22 protein-coding genes are annotated in these 16,147 nt (G+C 70.1%); 10 read left to right on the forward strand and 12 right to left on the reverse strand.

Annotated elements, in window-relative coordinates:
• Window positions 1-63 precede the first annotated feature (63 nt).
• The 10 genes from P2L57_RS27555 to P2L57_RS27600 form a co-directional block, all read right to left on the reverse strand.
• Window positions 64-471, reverse strand: coding sequence for a DUF6507 family protein (locus P2L57_RS27555; RefSeq protein ID WP_275818800.1), 408 nt, complete (start codon window positions 469-471; stop codon window positions 64-66).
• A gap of 64 nt (window positions 472-535) precedes the next feature.
• On the reverse strand, window positions 536-844 hold the full coding sequence (locus P2L57_RS27560) for a pore-forming ESAT-6 family protein (protein ID WP_275818802.1): 309 nt from the start codon (window positions 842-844) through the stop codon (window positions 536-538).
• 17 nt (window positions 845-861) lie between these two features.
• Window positions 862-1,194: a hypothetical protein gene (locus tag P2L57_RS27565; protein WP_275818804.1), complete on the reverse strand. Its 333-nt coding sequence runs from the start codon at window positions 1,192-1,194 to the stop codon at window positions 862-864.
• 90 nt (window positions 1,195-1,284) lie between these two features.
• Window positions 1,285-1,641: a nitrilase-related carbon-nitrogen hydrolase gene (locus P2L57_RS40350; protein WP_275818806.1), complete on the reverse strand. Its 357-nt coding sequence runs from the start codon at window positions 1,639-1,641 to the stop codon at window positions 1,285-1,287.
• Window positions 1,553-3,004, reverse strand: coding sequence for a sensor histidine kinase (locus tag P2L57_RS27575; protein ID WP_372515956.1), 1,452 nt, complete (start codon window positions 3,002-3,004; stop codon window positions 1,553-1,555). The genes P2L57_RS40350 and P2L57_RS27575 overlap by 89 nt, the downstream gene beginning before the upstream one ends.
• Window positions 3,001-3,744 carry a response regulator transcription factor gene (locus tag P2L57_RS27580; RefSeq protein WP_275818808.1) on the reverse strand — a complete coding sequence of 248 codons (744 nt, stop codon included), beginning with the start codon at window positions 3,742-3,744 and terminating at the stop codon, window positions 3,001-3,003. Before P2L57_RS27580 ends, P2L57_RS27575 begins: the two co-directional genes overlap by 4 nt.
• 49 nt (window positions 3,745-3,793) lie before the next feature.
• A complete protein-coding gene (locus tag P2L57_RS27585; RefSeq protein WP_275818810.1) occupies window positions 3,794-4,075 on the reverse strand; it encodes a hypothetical protein in 282 nt (93 codons plus the stop codon).
• 10 nt (window positions 4,076-4,085) lie between these two features.
• Window positions 4,086-5,120, reverse strand: a complete 1,035-nt coding sequence (locus tag P2L57_RS27590) for a S1C family serine protease (RefSeq protein ID WP_275818812.1) — start codon at window positions 5,118-5,120, stop codon at window positions 4,086-4,088.
• A 101-nt stretch (window positions 5,121-5,221) separates the two neighbouring features.
• The gene (locus P2L57_RS27595; protein WP_275818814.1) at window positions 5,222-6,247 is read right to left on the reverse strand and encodes a LacI family DNA-binding transcriptional regulator; all 1,026 of its coding nucleotides are present in this window, start codon (window positions 6,245-6,247) and stop codon (window positions 5,222-5,224) included.
• 31 nt (window positions 6,248-6,278) lie between these two features.
• Window positions 6,279-7,094, reverse strand: coding sequence for a response regulator transcription factor (locus tag P2L57_RS27600; RefSeq protein WP_275818816.1), 816 nt, complete (start codon window positions 7,092-7,094; stop codon window positions 6,279-6,281).
• 274 nt (window positions 7,095-7,368) lie between these two features.
• On the opposite strand from P2L57_RS27600, the gene P2L57_RS27605 reads away from it, so the two are divergent.
• From P2L57_RS27605 to P2L57_RS27635, 7 genes are all read left to right on the forward strand, one after another.
• Window positions 7,369-8,226: an alpha/beta hydrolase family protein gene (locus P2L57_RS27605; protein ID WP_275818818.1), complete on the forward strand. Its 858-nt coding sequence runs from the start codon at window positions 7,369-7,371 to the stop codon at window positions 8,224-8,226.
• Between the two features lie 127 nt (window positions 8,227-8,353).
• Window positions 8,354-8,653: a MoaD/ThiS family protein gene (locus tag P2L57_RS27610; protein WP_275818820.1), complete on the forward strand. Its 300-nt coding sequence runs from the start codon at window positions 8,354-8,356 to the stop codon at window positions 8,651-8,653.
• A gap of 8 nt (window positions 8,654-8,661) precedes the next feature.
• Complete coding sequence (locus P2L57_RS27615; protein ID WP_275818822.1) at window positions 8,662-9,666, forward strand: hypothetical protein; 1,005 nt, start codon at window positions 8,662-8,664, stop codon at window positions 9,664-9,666.
• Between the two features lie 180 nt (window positions 9,667-9,846).
• Window positions 9,847-10,584, forward strand: coding sequence for an LmeA family phospholipid-binding protein (locus P2L57_RS27620; RefSeq protein WP_275818824.1), 738 nt, complete (start codon window positions 9,847-9,849; stop codon window positions 10,582-10,584).
• Window positions 10,585-11,011: 427 nt separating this feature from the next.
• A complete protein-coding gene (locus P2L57_RS27625; RefSeq protein ID WP_275818826.1) occupies window positions 11,012-11,848 on the forward strand; it encodes a sulfurtransferase in 837 nt (278 codons plus the stop codon).
• Window positions 11,849-11,872: 24 nt separating this feature from the next.
• Window positions 11,873-12,160, forward strand: coding sequence for a DUF1416 domain-containing protein (locus P2L57_RS27630; protein WP_275818828.1), 288 nt, complete (start codon window positions 11,873-11,875; stop codon window positions 12,158-12,160).
• Between the two features lie 101 nt (window positions 12,161-12,261).
• Window positions 12,262-12,567: a DUF3099 domain-containing protein gene (locus P2L57_RS27635; protein WP_275818830.1), complete on the forward strand. Its 306-nt coding sequence runs from the start codon at window positions 12,262-12,264 to the stop codon at window positions 12,565-12,567.
• 18 nt (window positions 12,568-12,585) lie between these two features.
• Here the strand turns inward: P2L57_RS27635 and P2L57_RS27640 are convergent, their stop codons facing one another.
• Complete coding sequence (locus tag P2L57_RS27640) at window positions 12,586-12,948, reverse strand: DsrE family protein (RefSeq protein ID WP_275818832.1); 363 nt, start codon at window positions 12,946-12,948, stop codon at window positions 12,586-12,588.
• A gap of 243 nt (window positions 12,949-13,191) precedes the next feature.
• Here P2L57_RS27640 and P2L57_RS27645 point away from each other — a divergent pair, with 243 nt between their 5' ends.
• The 3 genes from P2L57_RS27645 to ygfZ are packed head-to-tail and all read left to right on the forward strand — an operon-like array spanning window position 13,192 to window position 15,220.
• Complete coding sequence (locus tag P2L57_RS27645; RefSeq protein WP_275818835.1) at window positions 13,192-13,755, forward strand: heme-binding beta-barrel domain-containing protein; 564 nt, start codon at window positions 13,192-13,194, stop codon at window positions 13,753-13,755.
• A 33-nt stretch (window positions 13,756-13,788) separates the two neighbouring features.
• Complete coding sequence (locus P2L57_RS27650) at window positions 13,789-14,241, forward strand: Fur family transcriptional regulator (protein WP_275818837.1); 453 nt, start codon at window positions 13,789-13,791, stop codon at window positions 14,239-14,241.
• Window positions 14,242-14,251: 10 nt separating this feature from the next.
• Window positions 14,252-15,220, forward strand: coding sequence for a CAF17-like 4Fe-4S cluster assembly/insertion protein YgfZ (gene ygfZ / locus P2L57_RS27655; protein ID WP_275818839.1), 969 nt, complete (start codon window positions 14,252-14,254; stop codon window positions 15,218-15,220).
• 51 nt (window positions 15,221-15,271) lie between these two features.
• Here ygfZ and dtd read toward each other — a convergent pair whose 3' ends face one another.
• Window positions 15,272-15,697 carry a D-aminoacyl-tRNA deacylase gene (dtd, locus tag P2L57_RS27660; protein WP_275818841.1) on the reverse strand — a complete coding sequence of 142 codons (426 nt, stop codon included), beginning with the start codon at window positions 15,695-15,697 and terminating at the stop codon, window positions 15,272-15,274.
• Between the last annotated feature and the right edge of the window lie 450 nt (window positions 15,698-16,147).

Raw genomic sequence — 16,147 nt, forward strand, 5'->3', positions numbered from 1 at the left:
CCAGCTGATCCAGGTGCCCGGTGAACTGGGGGATCTCCTCGGGCTTGATCAGTTCGCCGTCGCTCACTTCTTGGCCTCCGGCGGGAGAGCGACCGGCGGAGGAGTGGTGTCCTTGAGCGCATCGCTCTGCGCCTGGGCGGCCATCTCCAGATCGCCGTTGCAGTAGTCCTTCGTGGCGTCCACGGCGCCGTTCAGGGACTTGCCACTGCGCTCGGCGATGAAGGTCAGCTGTCCCTTCGTGGCCTCGGCGAAGTTGCTGAGCGCCAAAGCGACCAGGCTCATGCCGTCCTTGCCGCCGTAGTCGCCCTGGCCGCCCTTGCTGATCGTGCCCGCGTCCTTCGCCGCGTTCTGCAAGTGCGTACCGTACGACGTCACCTGGTCCTGAAGACCCTTGGCGATATCACCGGCCTTGCCGACGACGCTGCCCACACCGGCAGGGTCGATGTTCCACTTCCCAGCTGGATGCGACATACCGCTGCCGGCCCCTCCCCGTAACCCTGAAACCCCGTAGCCCTGTGCCGCCTGGGGCGGGCCGTCAGCCGATACCGTCCACCGCGGACTTCGCCTGCGACAACGTCTGCTGCGCGGTGCCGTCGTTCTTCTCCAGCGTCGACCGCACGAGGTGGATGATCTGCCGCACCTCATGAGCCGCGCGATTCCAGTGCTGCTCCTTGGCGTGGTACTCATCCGAGACGCCATCGGCCTGGAAGTCGGCCATCGCCGCCTTCACCTGGCCGTCCCGCGCGTTGATCACCGTCTCCAACTGCGAGATCACACCCGCCAGATTGGTCTGCGCCTCACCCGACGCGGCGCTGTCGTAGCTACGACGGTCAGCGTTACCCATGATCAATCCCCCACGTCTCAGCGGCCGGAGAACCGGGCGGCGTCGAAGTTCGCCGAACCCATCGTCGACCGGGCGTCATCCTGCATCTGCGTGTCACCCGTGGTGAACGACTTGTGCATACCGCCCTGACCACCCAGGATCGAACCCAACGCACTGTTCAGATCCGCGGTGATCCGATCGGACTGCGCCTTGAACGCGTCGAACGCCGCCTTGCCCGCACCGTTGAACTTCCCCTCCAACGGCTGCGCCGCCGCGATCAACTGCTTGATCAGCGTCCCCAGGTCCTCGTTCGACCCCTGGGTGTGCTTGATCAACGTCGACAGCGTGGTGCTTCCCATGTCGAACTTCACGACAACCCCCGGTGCTCTCCCGGCCCGACGTTTTCGGCCTGATCCATCTTCCTGTTTCACGTCCATAACACCGAGTTGGTTCCCACCCGGTCAACCCGTTTGTCCCACCTGGTGCTTGGTGCGCAGTGACGGGGCCGGGCGTACGTCGGCGAGCATCGTGTCCGTCGAGCGGACGCGGCGCAGTAGCCCGGGATCGAGGTCGGCCACCACCAACTCCCGCTTGTCCTTGCCGGCTTCGACCAGCAGGCGGCCGTCCGGGGCCCAGACGGCGCTACCGCCGCAGGTGGTCCAGTCGATGACGGCGGCGTCCGGCCGGCTCGCGCGGTCGCGCGCACCCCACGGTGGCCGGGCGCGCCACTTACTCCAGCGGTGCGATCGCCGCTCCCGGCAGCCGTACGACGGCGACCGTGCCGCCGCCCGGCGCGGGCTGCAGCGCCACCGCGCCACCCGCCTGCTGGATGGTGCGGGCGACGATGGACAGGCCCAACCCCGAACCGGGGAGCGCGCGGGCGGACGGGGAGCGCCAGAAGCGCTCGAAGACATGCGGGAGGTCCTCGGGCGGAATGCCCGGGCCCTGGTCCCGGACGCTCAACTCACCGTTGACCAGGATGACCTCGATGGTGCCGCCGGACGGGCTGAACTTCACCGCGTTGTCGAGCAGGTTCACGATCGCGCGCTCCAGAGAGGCGGGTTCGGCCCGTACGTACCAGGGCGCGAGATGCGCGTTGATGGCGAGGTCGGGGCCGCGTAGCCGGGCGCGCTGCACCGCGTGCGCGGTGACCTCGTGCAGGCCGACCGCCTCGGCCAGGCCGCTGCCGGGGATGGCGTCCGGCCGGGACAGTTCCTGCAAGTCACCTATGAGGAGGGCGAGTTCGGTCATCTGTGCCTTGACGGATGCGAGCAGGGCCTTGCGGTCCTCGGCTGGGAGCGGGCGGCCGGTCTCCTCGCTCCGGGTCAGCAACTCGATGTTGGTGCGCAGTGAGGTGAGTGGCGTACGCAGTTCGTGGCCCGCGTCGGCGATGAGCTGCTGCTGGCGCTCGCGGGACGAGGCCAGTTGGGCGGTCATCGAGTTGAAGGAGGCGGAGAGCCGGGCGATCTCGTCCTCGCCGTCCACCGGGATCCGGACGGCCAGGTCCTCGGTGCGGGCGATGTGTTCCACCGCGTCGGTCAGGCGGTCCACGGGGCGCAGGCCTGCGCGGGCGATGCCGAATCCGGCGGAGGCCGCGCCGATCACTCCTATTCCGGCCACGAAGACCAGGATGAAGGCGAGGCTGTCGAGGGGGGTGACGACCTCGTCGAGCGAGCGCGAAGTGGAGACGGCGACGGGCTCCTTGAGGCCGAACCCGCCGGGCTGCGGGACGAACATGATGCGGGTGTAGACAAGCACCTTTTGGTTGTCACTCGTGGTCTTGCTGGTGTGCAGGGGGGCGGCCTTGACCGCACCGCTGGCCACCGCGGCATCCCATTTCTCCACCTTGATCGCTTTTGAGCCCGGCAGGACGCAGGCCCTGCCGTCGGGGAGCACGACCTGGGAGCTGTACTGCGGCGGCCCCGGAGAGCCGGGTCCGCCGATCTGGTCGTTGGAACTGCATTCGAGCCGCGCGTTGAGGACGTCCTTGGCGGAAAGGTGCGGGGAGCGCACCAGCGAAAGTTCGAACTGGTGCATGAGCTGGCCTCTGGTGATGAACCACGCCGCCACCGCCACCGCGGCCACCGCCACCGCAACCGCGGCCGCGACCAGCAGGGCCAACCGGGAGCGCAGCGACAGGGCCTTGAACCGCCAGCGTCTCAGCAGCCGCAGGCGCTTCACGGCTTGCCCTCGGCGGAGCGCAGCACGTAGCCGACACCGCGCACCGTGTGGACGAGGCGCGGCTGACCTCCCGCCTCGGTCTTGCGGCGCAGGTACATCACGTACACATCAAGCGAGTTGGAGCTGGGCTCGAAGTCGAAGCCCCACACGGCCTTGAGGATCTGTTCCCGGGTGAGGACCTGGCGGGGGTGGGTCATGAACAGTTCGAGCAGTGTGTACTCGGTGCGGGTCAGTTCGACCGGGCGGCCCGCGCGGGTGACCTCGCGGGTGGCCGGGTCCATGCGCAGGTCGGCGAAGGTGAGCGCGGCGTCCTGTGGGACCTCCGCGGCGCTGGCCGCCGCCACGGCGTACGAGGTGCGGCGCAGCAGGGCGCGCAGCCGGGCCAGCAGCTCGTCGAGTTCGAAGGGCTTGACGAGGTAGTCGTCCGCACCGGCGTCCAGCCCGGTGACCCGGTCGCCGACGGTGTCCCGGGCGGTGAGCATCAGGATGGGCGTGGTGACGCCGTTGTGGCGCAGGCGGCGGGCGGTGGTGAGGCCGTCCATACGTGGCATGAGCACGTCGAGGATGATGGCGTCGGGGCGGTAGGCCTCGACCTGTTCGAGCGCGGCGAAGCCGTCGGCGGCCAGTTCCGTGTCGTATCCCTCGAACGCGAGGCTGCGACGGATCGCCTCGCGTACCGCGGGCTCGTCGTCCACGACCAGGATCCGGGACGGCTGTTCGCCGCTCTCGGCGGGGCTCATCGTGTGCGTACCTCGCTGTCGCTCGAAATGTGTCGATCGGGGTGTTCGTTCAGCCTCGCACGGATGCGGAGGCGGTGCGGCGGCGCGGGTGGACGCGTTTGACCGTACGGCCGCGTCCCGGCACGGCGGCAGCGACCTCGGCGGGGCGAGTGGCGGGCGGGGAGCCCGCCAGGGCGATCGCCAGGCCGAGATCGGCCGCGCACCCCGCGCTGAGCCCGGGGTGCGCGGCGCGATGGACCGGTACGGTCCCGCGGCCACCGCCCGAGCACCAGGTTACGGCGCTGGCGAGGGCATGGCGGGCACGGTAGGCACCGACGGTGATACGGGCCATGAACGGCTCCTCAGCTGTTGTAGCTGATGTGGTTGCTGTCGAGGAACGACTTGACGGTGTTGATCGGGATGGCGAAGCCCAGGCCGATGCTGCCCGAGCCGCCGGACGAGCTGCCGCTGCTCGAACTCGGCGTGTACATCGCGGAGTTGATGCCGATGATCTGGCCGCTCAGACTGATCAACGCACCGCCGGAGTTGCCGGGGTTGAGCGAGGCGTCGGTCTGTATCGCCTTGTAGGTGGTGGTGTTCCCGCCGACCTGGCCGTTGTACTGGCCGCCGCCGAACTCGAACGGCCACTGGTTGCCACCACCGCCGCCCCGGCCACCGAAGCCGCCGCCGTTGCCGCTGTCGCCGGAGTTGCCGCCGTCGGTGGGCACGGTCACGTCGCGGTTGAGTGCGGAGACGACACCGCTGGTGACGGTGTTGGACAGCCCCTCGGGGGAGCCGATGGCGACGACCGGGTCACCGACGGCGAGCGCGTTGGAGTTGCCCAGCGTGGCGGCCGGGAGTCCGCTGACCCCTTGCGCCCTGAGCACCGCGAGGTCCTTGGCAGCGTCGGTCGCGATGACCTTCGCGTTCGCGCTCTTGCCGTTGGTGAACTTCACCTTCACGGTGTCCGCGCCCGCGATCACATGGTTGTTGGTGAGGATCGTGCCGTCCGGGCGGAGGACCACCCCGGAGCCGATCGACTGCCCGCCGCTGGTGTTCGCGGTGATCTCCGCGATGCTCGGGCTGGCCGCGGACGCCACCGCGCTCACGCTGCCCAGGGACTTGGCGGAGGCCGGTGATCCGACGACGGACGACGAAACGGTGTCGCCGCGGGTCGAGTCGGCTATGAGGGCCGCGGTGCCGCCGCCGACCAGCCCGGAGGCCAGGGCGACCGCGGCGACGAGCGCCACGGAGCGGCGCGAGCGCCGGGGGGCGGGCCCGCCGGGCTCGGCCACCGGCTGTGACGGGTGGTACGGGGGCGGGGGCGGGTACGCGCCGTCGAAGGCGCTCCCGGCACTGTGCTGCGAGCCGCTGCTGAAGTGGGTGCTGTCCGTCATGGCGATGACTTTCGGCGCCGATCATGAGAGCCGTCTGAGCGCTAGCTGAGAAGCCCGACAGAAGTAGGTATGCCCGAAATAAAGGTCAGGGCCGTCACGTGCTACGCCGCGCAGCCGCAGGACCGGCGGATGACCAGTCGCGACGGGAACTGCTTCAGGCGCTCCCGGCGCGATCCGGCGAACCGCAGACCGTCGTCCAGCACGAGGTCCACGGCCGCCCGGGCCATCGCCTCGCGGTCCGAGGCGACCGTGGTCAGCGAGGGGTCGGTCAGGGCCGCTTCCTTGACGTCGTCGAAGCCCGCGACGGCCAGCTCGCGGGGCACGTCGATGCGCAGCTCCCGGGCCGCACGCAGCAGGCCGATCGCCTGGTCGTCGGTCGAGCAGAACACGGCGGTTGGCCGGTCCGGGCGGGACAGCAGCTCCAGGCCGATCCGATAGGCGTCGTAACGGTTGTACGGGGCCTTGAAAAGGCGGCCCTCCGTGGACCGCCCGGCCTCCTGCATGGCGCGTCGCCAGCCCTCGACGTGGTCGGTGACCGGGTCACCCACCGTCGGGGTGCCCTCCAGGCCGCCGAGGCAGGCCACGTACTCGTGCCCGTGCTCCAGCAGGTGCCGGGTGGCCAGCTGCGCGCCGCCGATGTCGTCGGTCACCACGGCGACGTCATCGATCGCCGCGGGACGTTCGTGGAGCAGCACGACCCGGGCGTCCCACGCCTCGATCTCCGCCGCCGCGTTCTCGCTCGGGCCCTGGCTGATCAGGATCACGCCCGCGACCCGCATGCCCAGGAAGGCACGCAGATAGTGCACCTCGCGCTCGTCGAGGTAGTCGGAGTTTCCGGCCAGGACCATCTTTCCGCGCTCGGCGGCGGCCCGCTCGACCGCGTGTGCCATCTCCGCGAAGAACGGCTGGCGGGCGTCCGGGACGATCAGCCCTATCAGGTCGGTGCGGCGGCTGGCCATCGCCTGGGCCACGCGGTCCGGGCGATAGCCGAGCTGCTTGATGGCCGCGAGCACGCGTTCGCGGGTGGCCGGCGCGACCGGCCTCGGTCCGTTGTTGATGACGTAGCTGACGACCGCGGTCGAGGTCCCCGCGAGCCTGGCCACGTCGTCACGCGTCACCTTGGGCACGGGCGTAGTCTACGCGGGTGAACCGGTGCCCTTACCGGCCGTCTTCACCGGTCGTGCGGCCGGTGGGCACGGTGCCCGCGGCGGCCTCCTCCCGAGCCGCCTCGTCGCGATTCGGCGCGGACCGATCGGCCTGCTTGGTCTGGGCGGCCTTCGCCCCCTCCGCGGCGCGCTCGACCTTCTCCGGCGCCACGAAGCGGTAGCCGACGTTTCGTACCGTGCCGATCAGCGCCTCGTGCTCGGGACCGAGCTTCGCGCGCAGTCGTCGTACGTGCACGTCGACCGTTCGGGTACCGCCGAAGTAGTCGTAACCCCAGACCTCCTGGAGCAGCTGGGCGCGGGTGAAGACCCGGCCCGGATGCTGGGCGAGGTACTTCAGCAGCTCGAACTCCTTGAACGTCAGGTCCAGGACCCGGCCCTTGAGCTTGGCGCTGTACGTGGCCTCGTCCACCGACAGATCGCCGGTACGGATCTCCAGCGGGCTGTCGTCCGCGGTGATCTGCTGGCGGCCGGTCGCCAGCCGCAGCCGCGCCTCGACCTCGGCCGGACCGGCGGTGTCCAGCAGTACGTCGTCCACACCCCAGTCGGCGGTGACGGCGGCCAGGCCGCCCTCGGTGACAACGAGGATCAGCGGGCAACCGGGGCCGGTCGAGCGCAGCAACTGGCACAGGCTGCGGATCTGCGGCAGATCGCGGCGGCCGTCGATGAGGATCACATCGGCGCCGGGAGTGTCCACGAGCGCCGGGCCCTCGGCGGGGGCGACGCGCACGCTGTGCAGCAGCAGCCCGAGCGCGGGCAGCACCTCGGTGGACGGCTGCAGGGCGTTGGTCAGCAGGAGCAGTGAACTCACCGGAGGCTCCCGTCCGTCGTCCGGTCATGGCGCGGATGCGGCACGCGGGGCGCACCGTGCCCACTTGGCCAGCATGGCCCACCCGGGCCATCGGCTGTATACGGCCTCGGATACGGTCCGTCCGAAGTACGTGAACTACCCGGTTTGCTCATTTGCGAACCCTCCTCGGTCCCTGCGAGGACGTCGTGCCCTGCGGCTTTTGGAGTGCCCGAAAGCACGAAAGGACCCGGGGGCGGCGCTGCCCGGATCCTCTTGCCTCAGGAGAATAGCCGACATGGACGCCACGGGTGAGGACGAGTCTGCGCGATCGGGTGTTTCCTCGATCACTTCACGTGGTCGGCAATACACCCGAACGAGATCATCACGTCATGTTCTGTTGACGGAGGACGGGGTCCGGATCGAGGCGGTGCACCAGCCCGCGCTGGACGGCTCGGACGGGTTCGCGGTGGTGCTGGCGCACGGCTTCACCGGCGCGCTGGAGCGGCCCGCGGTACGGCGGGCCGCTGGGACTTTCCGGCGTTTCGGCGGCGTGATCACGTTCTCCTTCCGGGGGCACGGTGGTTCCGGCGGCCGCTCCACGGTCGGGGACCGCGAGGTCCTGGACGTGGACGCGGCGGTCCGCTGGGCGCGTCGGCTCGGATACCGGCGGGTGGCGACCGTCGGCTTCTCGATGGGCGGGTCGGTGGTGCTGCGGCAGGCGGCGCGGGGTGCGGAGGATGCGCTGGTCGACGCGGTGGTGTCGGTCAGCGGGCCCGCGCGCTGGTACTACCGGGGTACGGCGCCGATGCGGCGGCTGCACTGGATCGTCACCCGGCCGGTCGGCCGTACGGTGTCGCGATACGGCCTGAAGACCCGCATCCACCCCGAGGACTGGAATCCGGTTCCGATGTCGCCCGTCGAGGCGGTGCCGCTGGTCGCTCCGACGCCGCTGCTGATCGTCCATGGTGATCGGGACGCGTACTTTCCGCTGGATCATCCCCGGGCCCTGGCGGCTGCCGCCGCCAGGGACACGACGGAGTTGTGGATAGAACCGGGCTTCGGACACGCGGAGAACGCGGCGTCGCCGCCGCTGCTGCTCCGCATCGGCAAGTGGGTGTCTCACCGGTGCGCCGAGAAGACCCCCACCCACTGACCCGCAGCGCGGCAGCCGGGGTGGGCGGGTGGGTGAAAACCCCAATCGCACAGCGCGAGCGCCCCGCCAATTACCCTGAACGCCGACACCACAACGCACCGCTGAAACGCACCGCGAAGGAGCCGCCATGGGCGCCACCGACACGTCGGCCGCGGCCCCGCCCCCGCCCGCGACGGGGACCATCCGCTACTGGGCGGCGGCAAAGGCGGCCGCCGGCACCCCGGAGGAGCCGTACGCGGCGGTGACCCTCGCCGAGGCGCTGCGCGCCGCAGGCGAACGGCATGCCGGGCAGCCCGAGTTCGCCCGGGTCCTGGCCAGGTCCTCGTTCCTCGTCGACGGACAGCCCGTCGGCACCCGTGACCACGCCACGATCAAACTGGCCGACGGCGGCACCGTCGAGGTCCTTCCGCCGTTCGCGGGAGGATGAGCGACGCGATGACGACACCAGAGTGGAACAACAGCGGTCACGGCGGCTACGGCGGCCAGTACGACCCCGCGTACGGCTACCCCGGCTATGCGCCGGACCAGCATCTCGACCAGCACTACCCGCCCGAGCAGACGGCGGCGGCCTACCCGCCGCCCTCGTACGGCTACGAGACCTACCAGGCCCAACCCGCCCCCGCGGAACAGCCGTATCCGCTTCCCCAGCCCGCACCGGAACCGGAACCGGCGCCCGCACCCGCGCCGACCCTCCGGACCGGCTCGCCGATCATCCCTCCGGGCATCCAGCCCGCGCTGCTGACCGCCGTGCTCGCCGCGCTCACCGCGGCGGGCGCCGCGCTGGGCAGCCCGGCGCTGGCCGTGGCCGCCGTCCTGCTGCAGGCCGTCACGGCCGCCGGATGGTTCCGGCTGAACGGCATGTGGCCCGCCCGCCAGGGCATCGCGCTGGCCTTCCTCGCCGGACTGGCGGCGGACGTCGGCCTGCTCGCGGCCCCGGCCGACCAGGCGCCGTCCGTCATCCTCGGCGCGCTCGGGGTGTGGATCCTGCTGATCCTGGTGCAGCAGATGCGGCACCAGGGCAGCGCCGACGAGCGGCTGTCGAGCCTGACGGCGACGGCCGCCTCGACCGCGCTGACCGTACTGGCCGCCGGATATCTGGCGATCGACGGCAAGGCGGGCAGCCACCCCGTGGTGGTGGGCGCGGTCGCGGTCGCGGTGGCGACAGTGGCGCGGGCGCTGCCGCTGCCGTCGGCGGTCTCCGTGGTCGTCGCCCTGCTGGCGGCGGCGGGCAGCGGTGTCGCCACCGACCGGCTGACCGGCATGGGCACCACGTCCGCCGTCTTGATCGCGGTGGCCGCCGGGGTCTGCGCGCTGATCGGGCTGCGGGTGGCCAGCTATGACTTCCCGTCCCGCTTCGTGCACTTCACGGCGGGGGTGGCGCTGCCGCTGACGGCAGCGGCTCCGGTCGTCTACGTGCTCGGGCGTGCACTGGGTTCGTAGCGGCCGCTGACGAGCGTCTACCGGCGTGGTCCGCGGGGAACCGCCCGCCCCCTTCGGACGTAGTGATCTATGACGCCAGCCCTCGGTGGTATCCCCGGCAAGGCGGACAGGTACGCCAGGTAGGGTCGCGGCGCCGAAGAACCACGCCTGGAGACGCCGGGGAGTGGGGGAAGAGGAGAGATGCGCGGGCGCGGGATACGCATACTGCTGATACTCGTCGTGCTGCTCGGTGGCCTGTTCGTCGCCGCCGACCGGCTCGCGGTCTCCTATGCGGAGTCCAAGGCGGCGGAGAAGATACAGCGGTCACAGGGGCTGGCGGACAAACCCGATGTGTCGATCAAGGGCTTTCCGTTCCTGACCCAGGTCGCGAGCAAGAAGCTGGACGAGGTCTCGGTGACCTTCACCGGCCTGCAGACCACCTCCGACTCCGGCACGCTGCGGGTCGCCAGGCTGACCGCTGACGGACACGGGGTCCAGCTCAATGGCGACCTGATGAGCGGCAACATCAGCAGCGCGGTCGCCGACAACGCCACCGGCACCGCGCTCATCTCGTACGCCGATCTGTCGAAGAGCGCGTCGAACGGGATCACCGTCGCGTACGGGGGCAAGGGCGCGAACGGCAAGGGGCAGTTGAAGGTCACCGGCAGTGTGCAGCTGCCGCTGGTGGGTACCCAGCAGGTCAGCGTGATGAGCCATGTGGAGATCAAGAACGGCGACGCGGTGCAGTTGCACGCTGACGGTATGCCGTCGATCATGGGAATCTCGCTGCCGGTCAGCGCGGAGCAGCTGGTGCGCCAGCAGACGGACTTCGGCGGTCAGCTGTCCGGACTGCCCAGCGGAATCAAGCTGACCAGCGCCGAGGCCACCCCTGACGGCCTCCAGGTGTCGCTGTCCGGGACGAACGTCAAGCTGGGCTGACGCCCAACCGCGCGGCCCCGGCCAATGGTCCGGTGGGTGAGACAAAGCGTCCGCCCCTCAGCCGTATGGCGGTGGCCCGCCCGCCCCAGCCCCTCGCGGCAGGCCGCGAGGGGCTGAAACGTACCGCCATTCGGACGATCTCGTCTCGGATGATGACACGCCGGTGACACCCGCCCCGTGCTTCCCTACGATCGGGGCCATGAAGCGACAGGCGGATCTCACGAAGCGGCGGGCAGTCGACCTGTGCCGCGTCGCCGCCATGCTCTGTCGCGTTCCCTGAAGGGTCCACCGCCCTGAGGGCCTCCCCGCCCGGGCTCGCATTCCCACCCTTCATCCGCAGCCGCACCCCGTCGCGCCCTCGCGCGCCCGCGTACGGGGGCACCCGCACAGTCAACGCCCCGCCGCAACTGCCCCGGAGGAGAACAGCATGAGCCGCAGCGACGTCCTCGTCGACGCCGAGTGGGTCGAGAGTCATCTCGACGACCCCAAGGTCGTCATCGTCGAGGTGGACGAGGACACCTCGGCGTACGAGAAGAACCACATCAAGAACGCCATCCGGATCGACTGGAAGCAGGACCTCCAGGACCCGGTGCGCCGTGACTTCGTCGACCAGGGGGGCTTCGAGAAGCTCCTGTCGGAGCGGGGCATCGCCAACGACGACACCGTCGTCCTGTACGGCGGCAACAACAACTGGTTCGCGGCGTACGCCTACTGGTACTTCAAGCTCTACGGCCACCAGGACGTCCGCCTGCTGGACGGCGGCCGCAAGAAGTGGGAGCTGGACTCCCGCGACCTGGTCGTCGAGGTGCGGACCCGTCCGCAGACCGACTACAAGGCCAAGGAGCAGGATCTGTCGATCCGCGCCTTCCGCGACGACGCCGTCAAGGCGATCGGTCAGCTGAACCTGGTCGACGTGCGTTCCCCCGACGAGTTCAGCGGAAAGCTGCTCGCCCCGGCGCACCTCCCGCAGGAGCAGTCGCAGCGCCCGGGCCACATCCCCACCGCCCGCAACATCCCGTGGTCGAAGTCGGCCAACGACGACGGCACCTTCAAGTCGGACGACGAGCTGAAGGAGCTGTACGAAGCCGCGGGTGTGGACCTGGCCAAGGACACCATCGCGTACTGCCGGATCGGCGAGCGCTCCGCGCACACCTGGTTCGTGCTGCACGAACTGCTCGGCCAGCACAACGTCAGGAACTACGACGGCTCCTGGACCGAGTACGGCTCGCTGGTGGGCGTGCCGATCGAGCTCGGATCCAACTGACCCCCTAGGTAAGGAAGTTCACTCATGTGTGGAGCCAAGGCCGGCGGCCCGGACGCTTCGACCGTAAAGGCCGGTGAGACGACGATCCAGGGCTCGGTGACCCGCGGCGGCCAGCCCGTCACCGGTTACGTGCGCCTGCTGGACAGCACCGGTGAGTTCACCGCCGAGGTGCCGACCTCGGCGACCGGGCAGTTCCGCTTCTACGCCGCGGAGGGCACCTGGACCGTGCGCGCCCTGGTGCCGGGCGCGCAGGCGGACCGCACCGTCGTCGCCCAGCAGGGCGGCCTGGCGGAGGTCGCCATTGCCCTTTGAGGCACTCGTACGGCCGGAGGGCCGCATCCCAGGGTTGGACGCCTTGCGGGGTGCGGTCCTCCGCGCTGTCTGCCGGCGCCTTCCGGACGTACCGTGGAAGTATGTACGCGCGGCGTAGGCACTGGTACTTCGCCATGATGGGCACGTGTATCGGGATGTTCGTCCTGGCCTGGGGCGTCGTGCGTCTGTGGTCGGTCCCGGCGGCCGTCGCGATGTGCGTGGTGGCGATGGTCATCCCGCCGGTCGCGGCGGTGGTGGCGAACCGGCGCGGCCCGGACGACACCTGGTGGGACGTGCCCGATGACAGCTGGCTCAAGGACGAGCCGAAGGACGACACCTGGCGGGAGAGCGAGAAGGCCGCCAAGGAGCGCCTGGACCGGCTGGACCGGGGCGACTCCGGTCAGTAGACCAGCGGCGCCGCACGGTCAGTAGACGAGCGCCTGCACGCCGTCCGCCATGGCCTCCTGGACGAAGACCTGCGCCCCGGCGATCCGTACGCCCTTCATGACGTCGGCCTCGGTGATGTCCCGGCGGGCCGCGCACTGGGTGCACAGGGTGATCCGGCCGCCCGCCAGAATGCCGTCGATCAGGTCCGGCAGCGGTGCCGCGTGCGGCAGCTCGAACTCCGCCGCCCGGCCGGGCAGCGCGAACCACGCGGACTCACCGGTCAGCCACAGCGAGACCTCGACGCCGCTGGCCGCGGCCACCGCCGCCACCGTGAACGCCTGCGAGCACCGCTCGGGCGCGTCCGCGCCCGCCGTCACCTTGATCACCAGCTGCTTGGTCACGCAGCTCACCCTACGCCGCCGCGCGGCCCGCCCACCCCGCCGACTAGACTCGGACCCGGTCCGTAAGTCAGCAGCCTGCCCGAGGAGCACCAACGTGCTTGAGGTCTTTTTCGAAGCCCTTCTCGCCCTGGTCGTTGTGGCCGTCATCGCCTTCACCGGCCTGTCCGTGAAGAAGCTCTTCCAGGGCCAGCGCTGACCCGACGTCCCTGACCAACCCCTCACAGATCGTCTGAGCCCCACCCCATGATCGAGATTCCGTCCGACCTCCACCCGGACCTCGTCCCGCTCGCGTTCCTCCTCGGCAACTGGCAGGGCGCGGGCGTGTCCGACTTCCCCGGTTCCGAGAAGTGCAACTTCGGGCAGGAGGTCACGTTCTCCCACGACGGCCGCCCGTTCCTGGAGTACACCTCGCGCACCTGGGTGCTGGACGCCGAGGGCAACAAGGTGCGTCCGCTGGAGAACGAGAGCGGCTACTGGCGCGTCGACGCCGACCGCAAGGTCGAGATCGCGATGGCGCGCGACGCCGGTGTCATCGAGATCTGGTACGGCGAGCTGGCCGACAAGAAGCCGCAGATCGACCTGGTGACCGACGCGGTGGCCCGGCTGGGCTCCGCCGAGCCGTACTCGGGCGGCAAGCGGCTGTACGGCTACGTCAAGGGCGACCTGATGTGGGTGGGGGAGAAGACGACGCCCGAGGTGCCGCTGCGCCCGTACATGTCGGCGCAGCTGAAGAAGGTCGTGGACCCGTCGGAGTGGGCCAAGGACCTGAAGGACCTGCCGGACGACGGCATCGCGTTCTTCAAGTAATCCTTCCCCGGCTTCTTCCCTAGAATCGGTGGCGTGGTGAGCACCGACTGGAAGAAGGACCTGCGCGAGCGCGGATACCGGCTGACGCCGCAGCGTCAGCTGGTGCTCGAGGCTGTCGACCACCTGGAGCACGCCACTCCGGACGACATCCTGTCGGAGGTCCGGCGGACCGCCAGCGGCGTCAACATCTCCACCGTCTACCGGACGCTGGAGCTGCTGGAGGAGCTGGGCCTGGTCAGCCACGCCCACCTGGGGCACGGTTCGCCCACGTACCACCTCGCCGACCGGCACCACCACATGCATCTGGTCTGCCGGGACTGCGAGAAGGTCATCGAGGCGGACGTCTCGGTGGCCGCACCGCTCATCACGGAGCTGCGGCGTACGTTCGGCTTCGACACCGATATGAAGCACTTCGCGATCTTCGGGCGTTGTGCGAACTGCTCCCGCACCGTCGCGGACCCCAAGGCCGTGTCCGGCGGGTCGTAGGCTGGTGCGCATGACGAAGAGTCCCCTGCTCTCGCTGCCCGGTGCCGTCCCCGCCGAAGCACCGGACGAGGGCGTCGCCGCCCACTACGGAGACCTGTTCCGCGAGCAGCGCGCACTCGCCGCCGGGACGGGTTTCGTCGACCTGTCGCACCGTGGTGTCATCACCGTCAGCGGCGCCGACCGGCTGAGCTGGCTGCATCTGCTGATCACCCAGCACGTCAGCGAACTGCCGCCGCAGCAGGCCACGGAGGCGCTGATCCTGTCCGCCCACGGGCATGTCGAGCACGCGCTGTACCTGGTGGACGACGGCACGACGACGTGGATCCACGTCGAGCCCGGTACGCAGGGCGAGTTGCTCGCGTACCTGGAGAGCATGAAGTTCTTCTACCAGGTGGAGACAGCGGATGTGACGGACGCCTACGCCGTCGTCCATCTGCCCGCCGGTTCCATCGCCGAGGTGCCGGACGGCTGGGCGGTTCGGGAGGTCGCGTACGGTCGCGATGTCTTCGTGCCGCGCGGCGAGTTGGAGTCAGTCGCCGAGCAGGCCGGTCCGGCGATCGGCGTGTTGGCACTTGAGGCGCTGCGGATCGAGGCGCACCGCCCGCGGCTCGGTCTGGAGACCGACCACCGGACGATCCCGCACGAGGTGGGCTGGCTGGAGACCGCGGTCCACCTCAACAAGGGCTGCTACCGCGGCCAGGAGACGGTGGCCCGGGTGCACAACCTCGGCCGCCCGCCGCGCCGTCTGGTCTTCCTGCACCTCGATGGCAGCGAGGTCAAGCTGCCGGGGCACGGCGCGCCGGTGCGACTGGCCGAGGACGGGATGGAGGGCCGCCAGCTCGGCTTCGTCACGTCCTCCGCGCGGCACTACGAACTCGGCCCGATCGCCCTGGCGCTGGTCAAGCGGAACGTCCCCGCGGACGCGGTCCTGCTCGCGGACACGGTCCCGGCCAACCAGGAAGTGGTGGTCGAGCCCTGATCAGGGGTGGGCGGGCGGGAAGAACCCACGCCCGTCCTCGACTACCGGGGTTCAGACCTCCAACAGCACCGTAAACGGCCCGTCGTTGGTCAACGACACCTTCATGGCGGCCCCGAAGCGCCCCGTCTCCACATGGGCGCCCAACGCCCGGAGTTGCGCGACCACCTCATCGACCAGCGGCTCCGCCACCGGCCCCGGCGCCGCCGCGTTCCACGTCGGCCGACGCCCCTTGCGGGCGTCGCCGTAGAGCGTGAACTGGCTGACCACCAGAAGCGGCGCGCCGATGTCGGAGCAGGAGTGCTCATCGGGCAGGATGCGCAGTGTCCACAGCTTGCGGGCGAGTTGGGCGGCCTTCTCGGGGGTGTCCTCGTGGGTCACCCCGACCAGGACGCACAGTCCCGGGCCGGTGATCTTGCCGATGGTCTCACCATCGACCGTGACGGCTGCTTCGGTCACTCGCTGGGCTACGGCACGCATGGCCCCCATTGTGGCGCGCCCCGTCGGGTGCCACTCTCAGGGGTGAATTCGTCATCTCAACGCCGGGGGGCGTACGCCCGCCAGGACCCGCCTCAGCCAAGAGCGCAGGGGCTGTTCGGGTGCACAGGCGCTGCGAGTTGTCAGTGCGCAGTGGCACGATCTGATCCGAGGCGATGCCGGGGGCCCGTTCGCACCGCCCAATGGAGGGGACGTACCCGACGGAGGGGACGTATGCGCATAACTATCGCCGACACCGGACAGACATCCGATACTGCAACCACAGCCGCCACATCCGACACCGACAGCCGCACCGAGACCCGCACCCACGCCCGTACCGCCCTAACCGTCCGTACCGCCCGTAACAAGGAAGCCCGCATGCTGCAGGCCGACGCACTCGATCCCCGCACCCCGCGGCCGGACACACCCCGCTCGCGGGCGGCTGCCGAGAAC

Origin of the sequence: Streptantibioticus ferralitis (assembly GCF_029223525.1) — a bacterium.
Taxonomy (GTDB): domain Bacteria; phylum Actinomycetota; class Actinomycetes; order Streptomycetales; family Streptomycetaceae; genus Streptantibioticus_A; species Streptantibioticus_A ferralitis.

What these genes read in the sequence shown, in the direction of transcription:
- P2L57_RS27605 (WP_275818818.1), top strand. Translation starts at nt 7,369, where the DNA reads ATGGACGCCACGGGTGAGGACGAGTCTGCGCGATCGGGTGTTTCCTCG.
- ygfZ (WP_275818839.1), top strand. Translation starts at nt 14,252, where the DNA reads ATGACGAAGAGTCCCCTGCTCTCGCTGCCCGGTGCCGTCCCCGCCGAA.
- P2L57_RS27590 (WP_275818812.1), bottom strand. Translation starts at nt 5,120, where the DNA reads ATGACGGACAGCACCCACTTCAGCAGCGGCTCGCAGCACAGTGCCGGG.
- P2L57_RS27645 (WP_275818835.1), top strand. Translation starts at nt 13,192, where the DNA reads ATGATCGAGATTCCGTCCGACCTCCACCCGGACCTCGTCCCGCTCGCG.
- P2L57_RS27620 (WP_275818824.1), top strand. Translation starts at nt 9,847, where the DNA reads ATGCGCGGGCGCGGGATACGCATACTGCTGATACTCGTCGTGCTGCTC.
- P2L57_RS27560 (WP_275818802.1), bottom strand. Translation starts at nt 844, where the DNA reads ATGGGTAACGCTGACCGTCGTAGCTACGACAGCGCCGCGTCGGGTGAG.
- dtd (WP_275818841.1), bottom strand. Translation starts at nt 15,697, where the DNA reads ATGCGTGCCGTAGCCCAGCGAGTGACCGAAGCAGCCGTCACGGTCGAT.
- P2L57_RS27580 (WP_275818808.1), bottom strand. Translation starts at nt 3,744, where the DNA reads ATGAGCCCCGCCGAGAGCGGCGAACAGCCGTCCCGGATCCTGGTCGTG.
- P2L57_RS27630 (WP_275818828.1), top strand. Translation starts at nt 11,873, where the DNA reads ATGTGTGGAGCCAAGGCCGGCGGCCCGGACGCTTCGACCGTAAAGGCC.
- P2L57_RS27635 (WP_275818830.1), top strand. Translation starts at nt 12,262, where the DNA reads ATGTACGCGCGGCGTAGGCACTGGTACTTCGCCATGATGGGCACGTGT.
- P2L57_RS27555 (WP_275818800.1), bottom strand. Translation starts at nt 471, where the DNA reads ATGTCGCATCCAGCTGGGAAGTGGAACATCGACCCTGCCGGTGTGGGC.
- P2L57_RS27625 (WP_275818826.1), top strand. Translation starts at nt 11,012, where the DNA reads ATGAGCCGCAGCGACGTCCTCGTCGACGCCGAGTGGGTCGAGAGTCAT.
- P2L57_RS27610 (WP_275818820.1), top strand. Translation starts at nt 8,354, where the DNA reads ATGGGCGCCACCGACACGTCGGCCGCGGCCCCGCCCCCGCCCGCGACG.
- P2L57_RS27615 (WP_275818822.1), top strand. Translation starts at nt 8,662, where the DNA reads ATGACGACACCAGAGTGGAACAACAGCGGTCACGGCGGCTACGGCGGC.
- P2L57_RS27585 (WP_275818810.1), bottom strand. Translation starts at nt 4,075, where the DNA reads ATGGCCCGTATCACCGTCGGTGCCTACCGTGCCCGCCATGCCCTCGCC.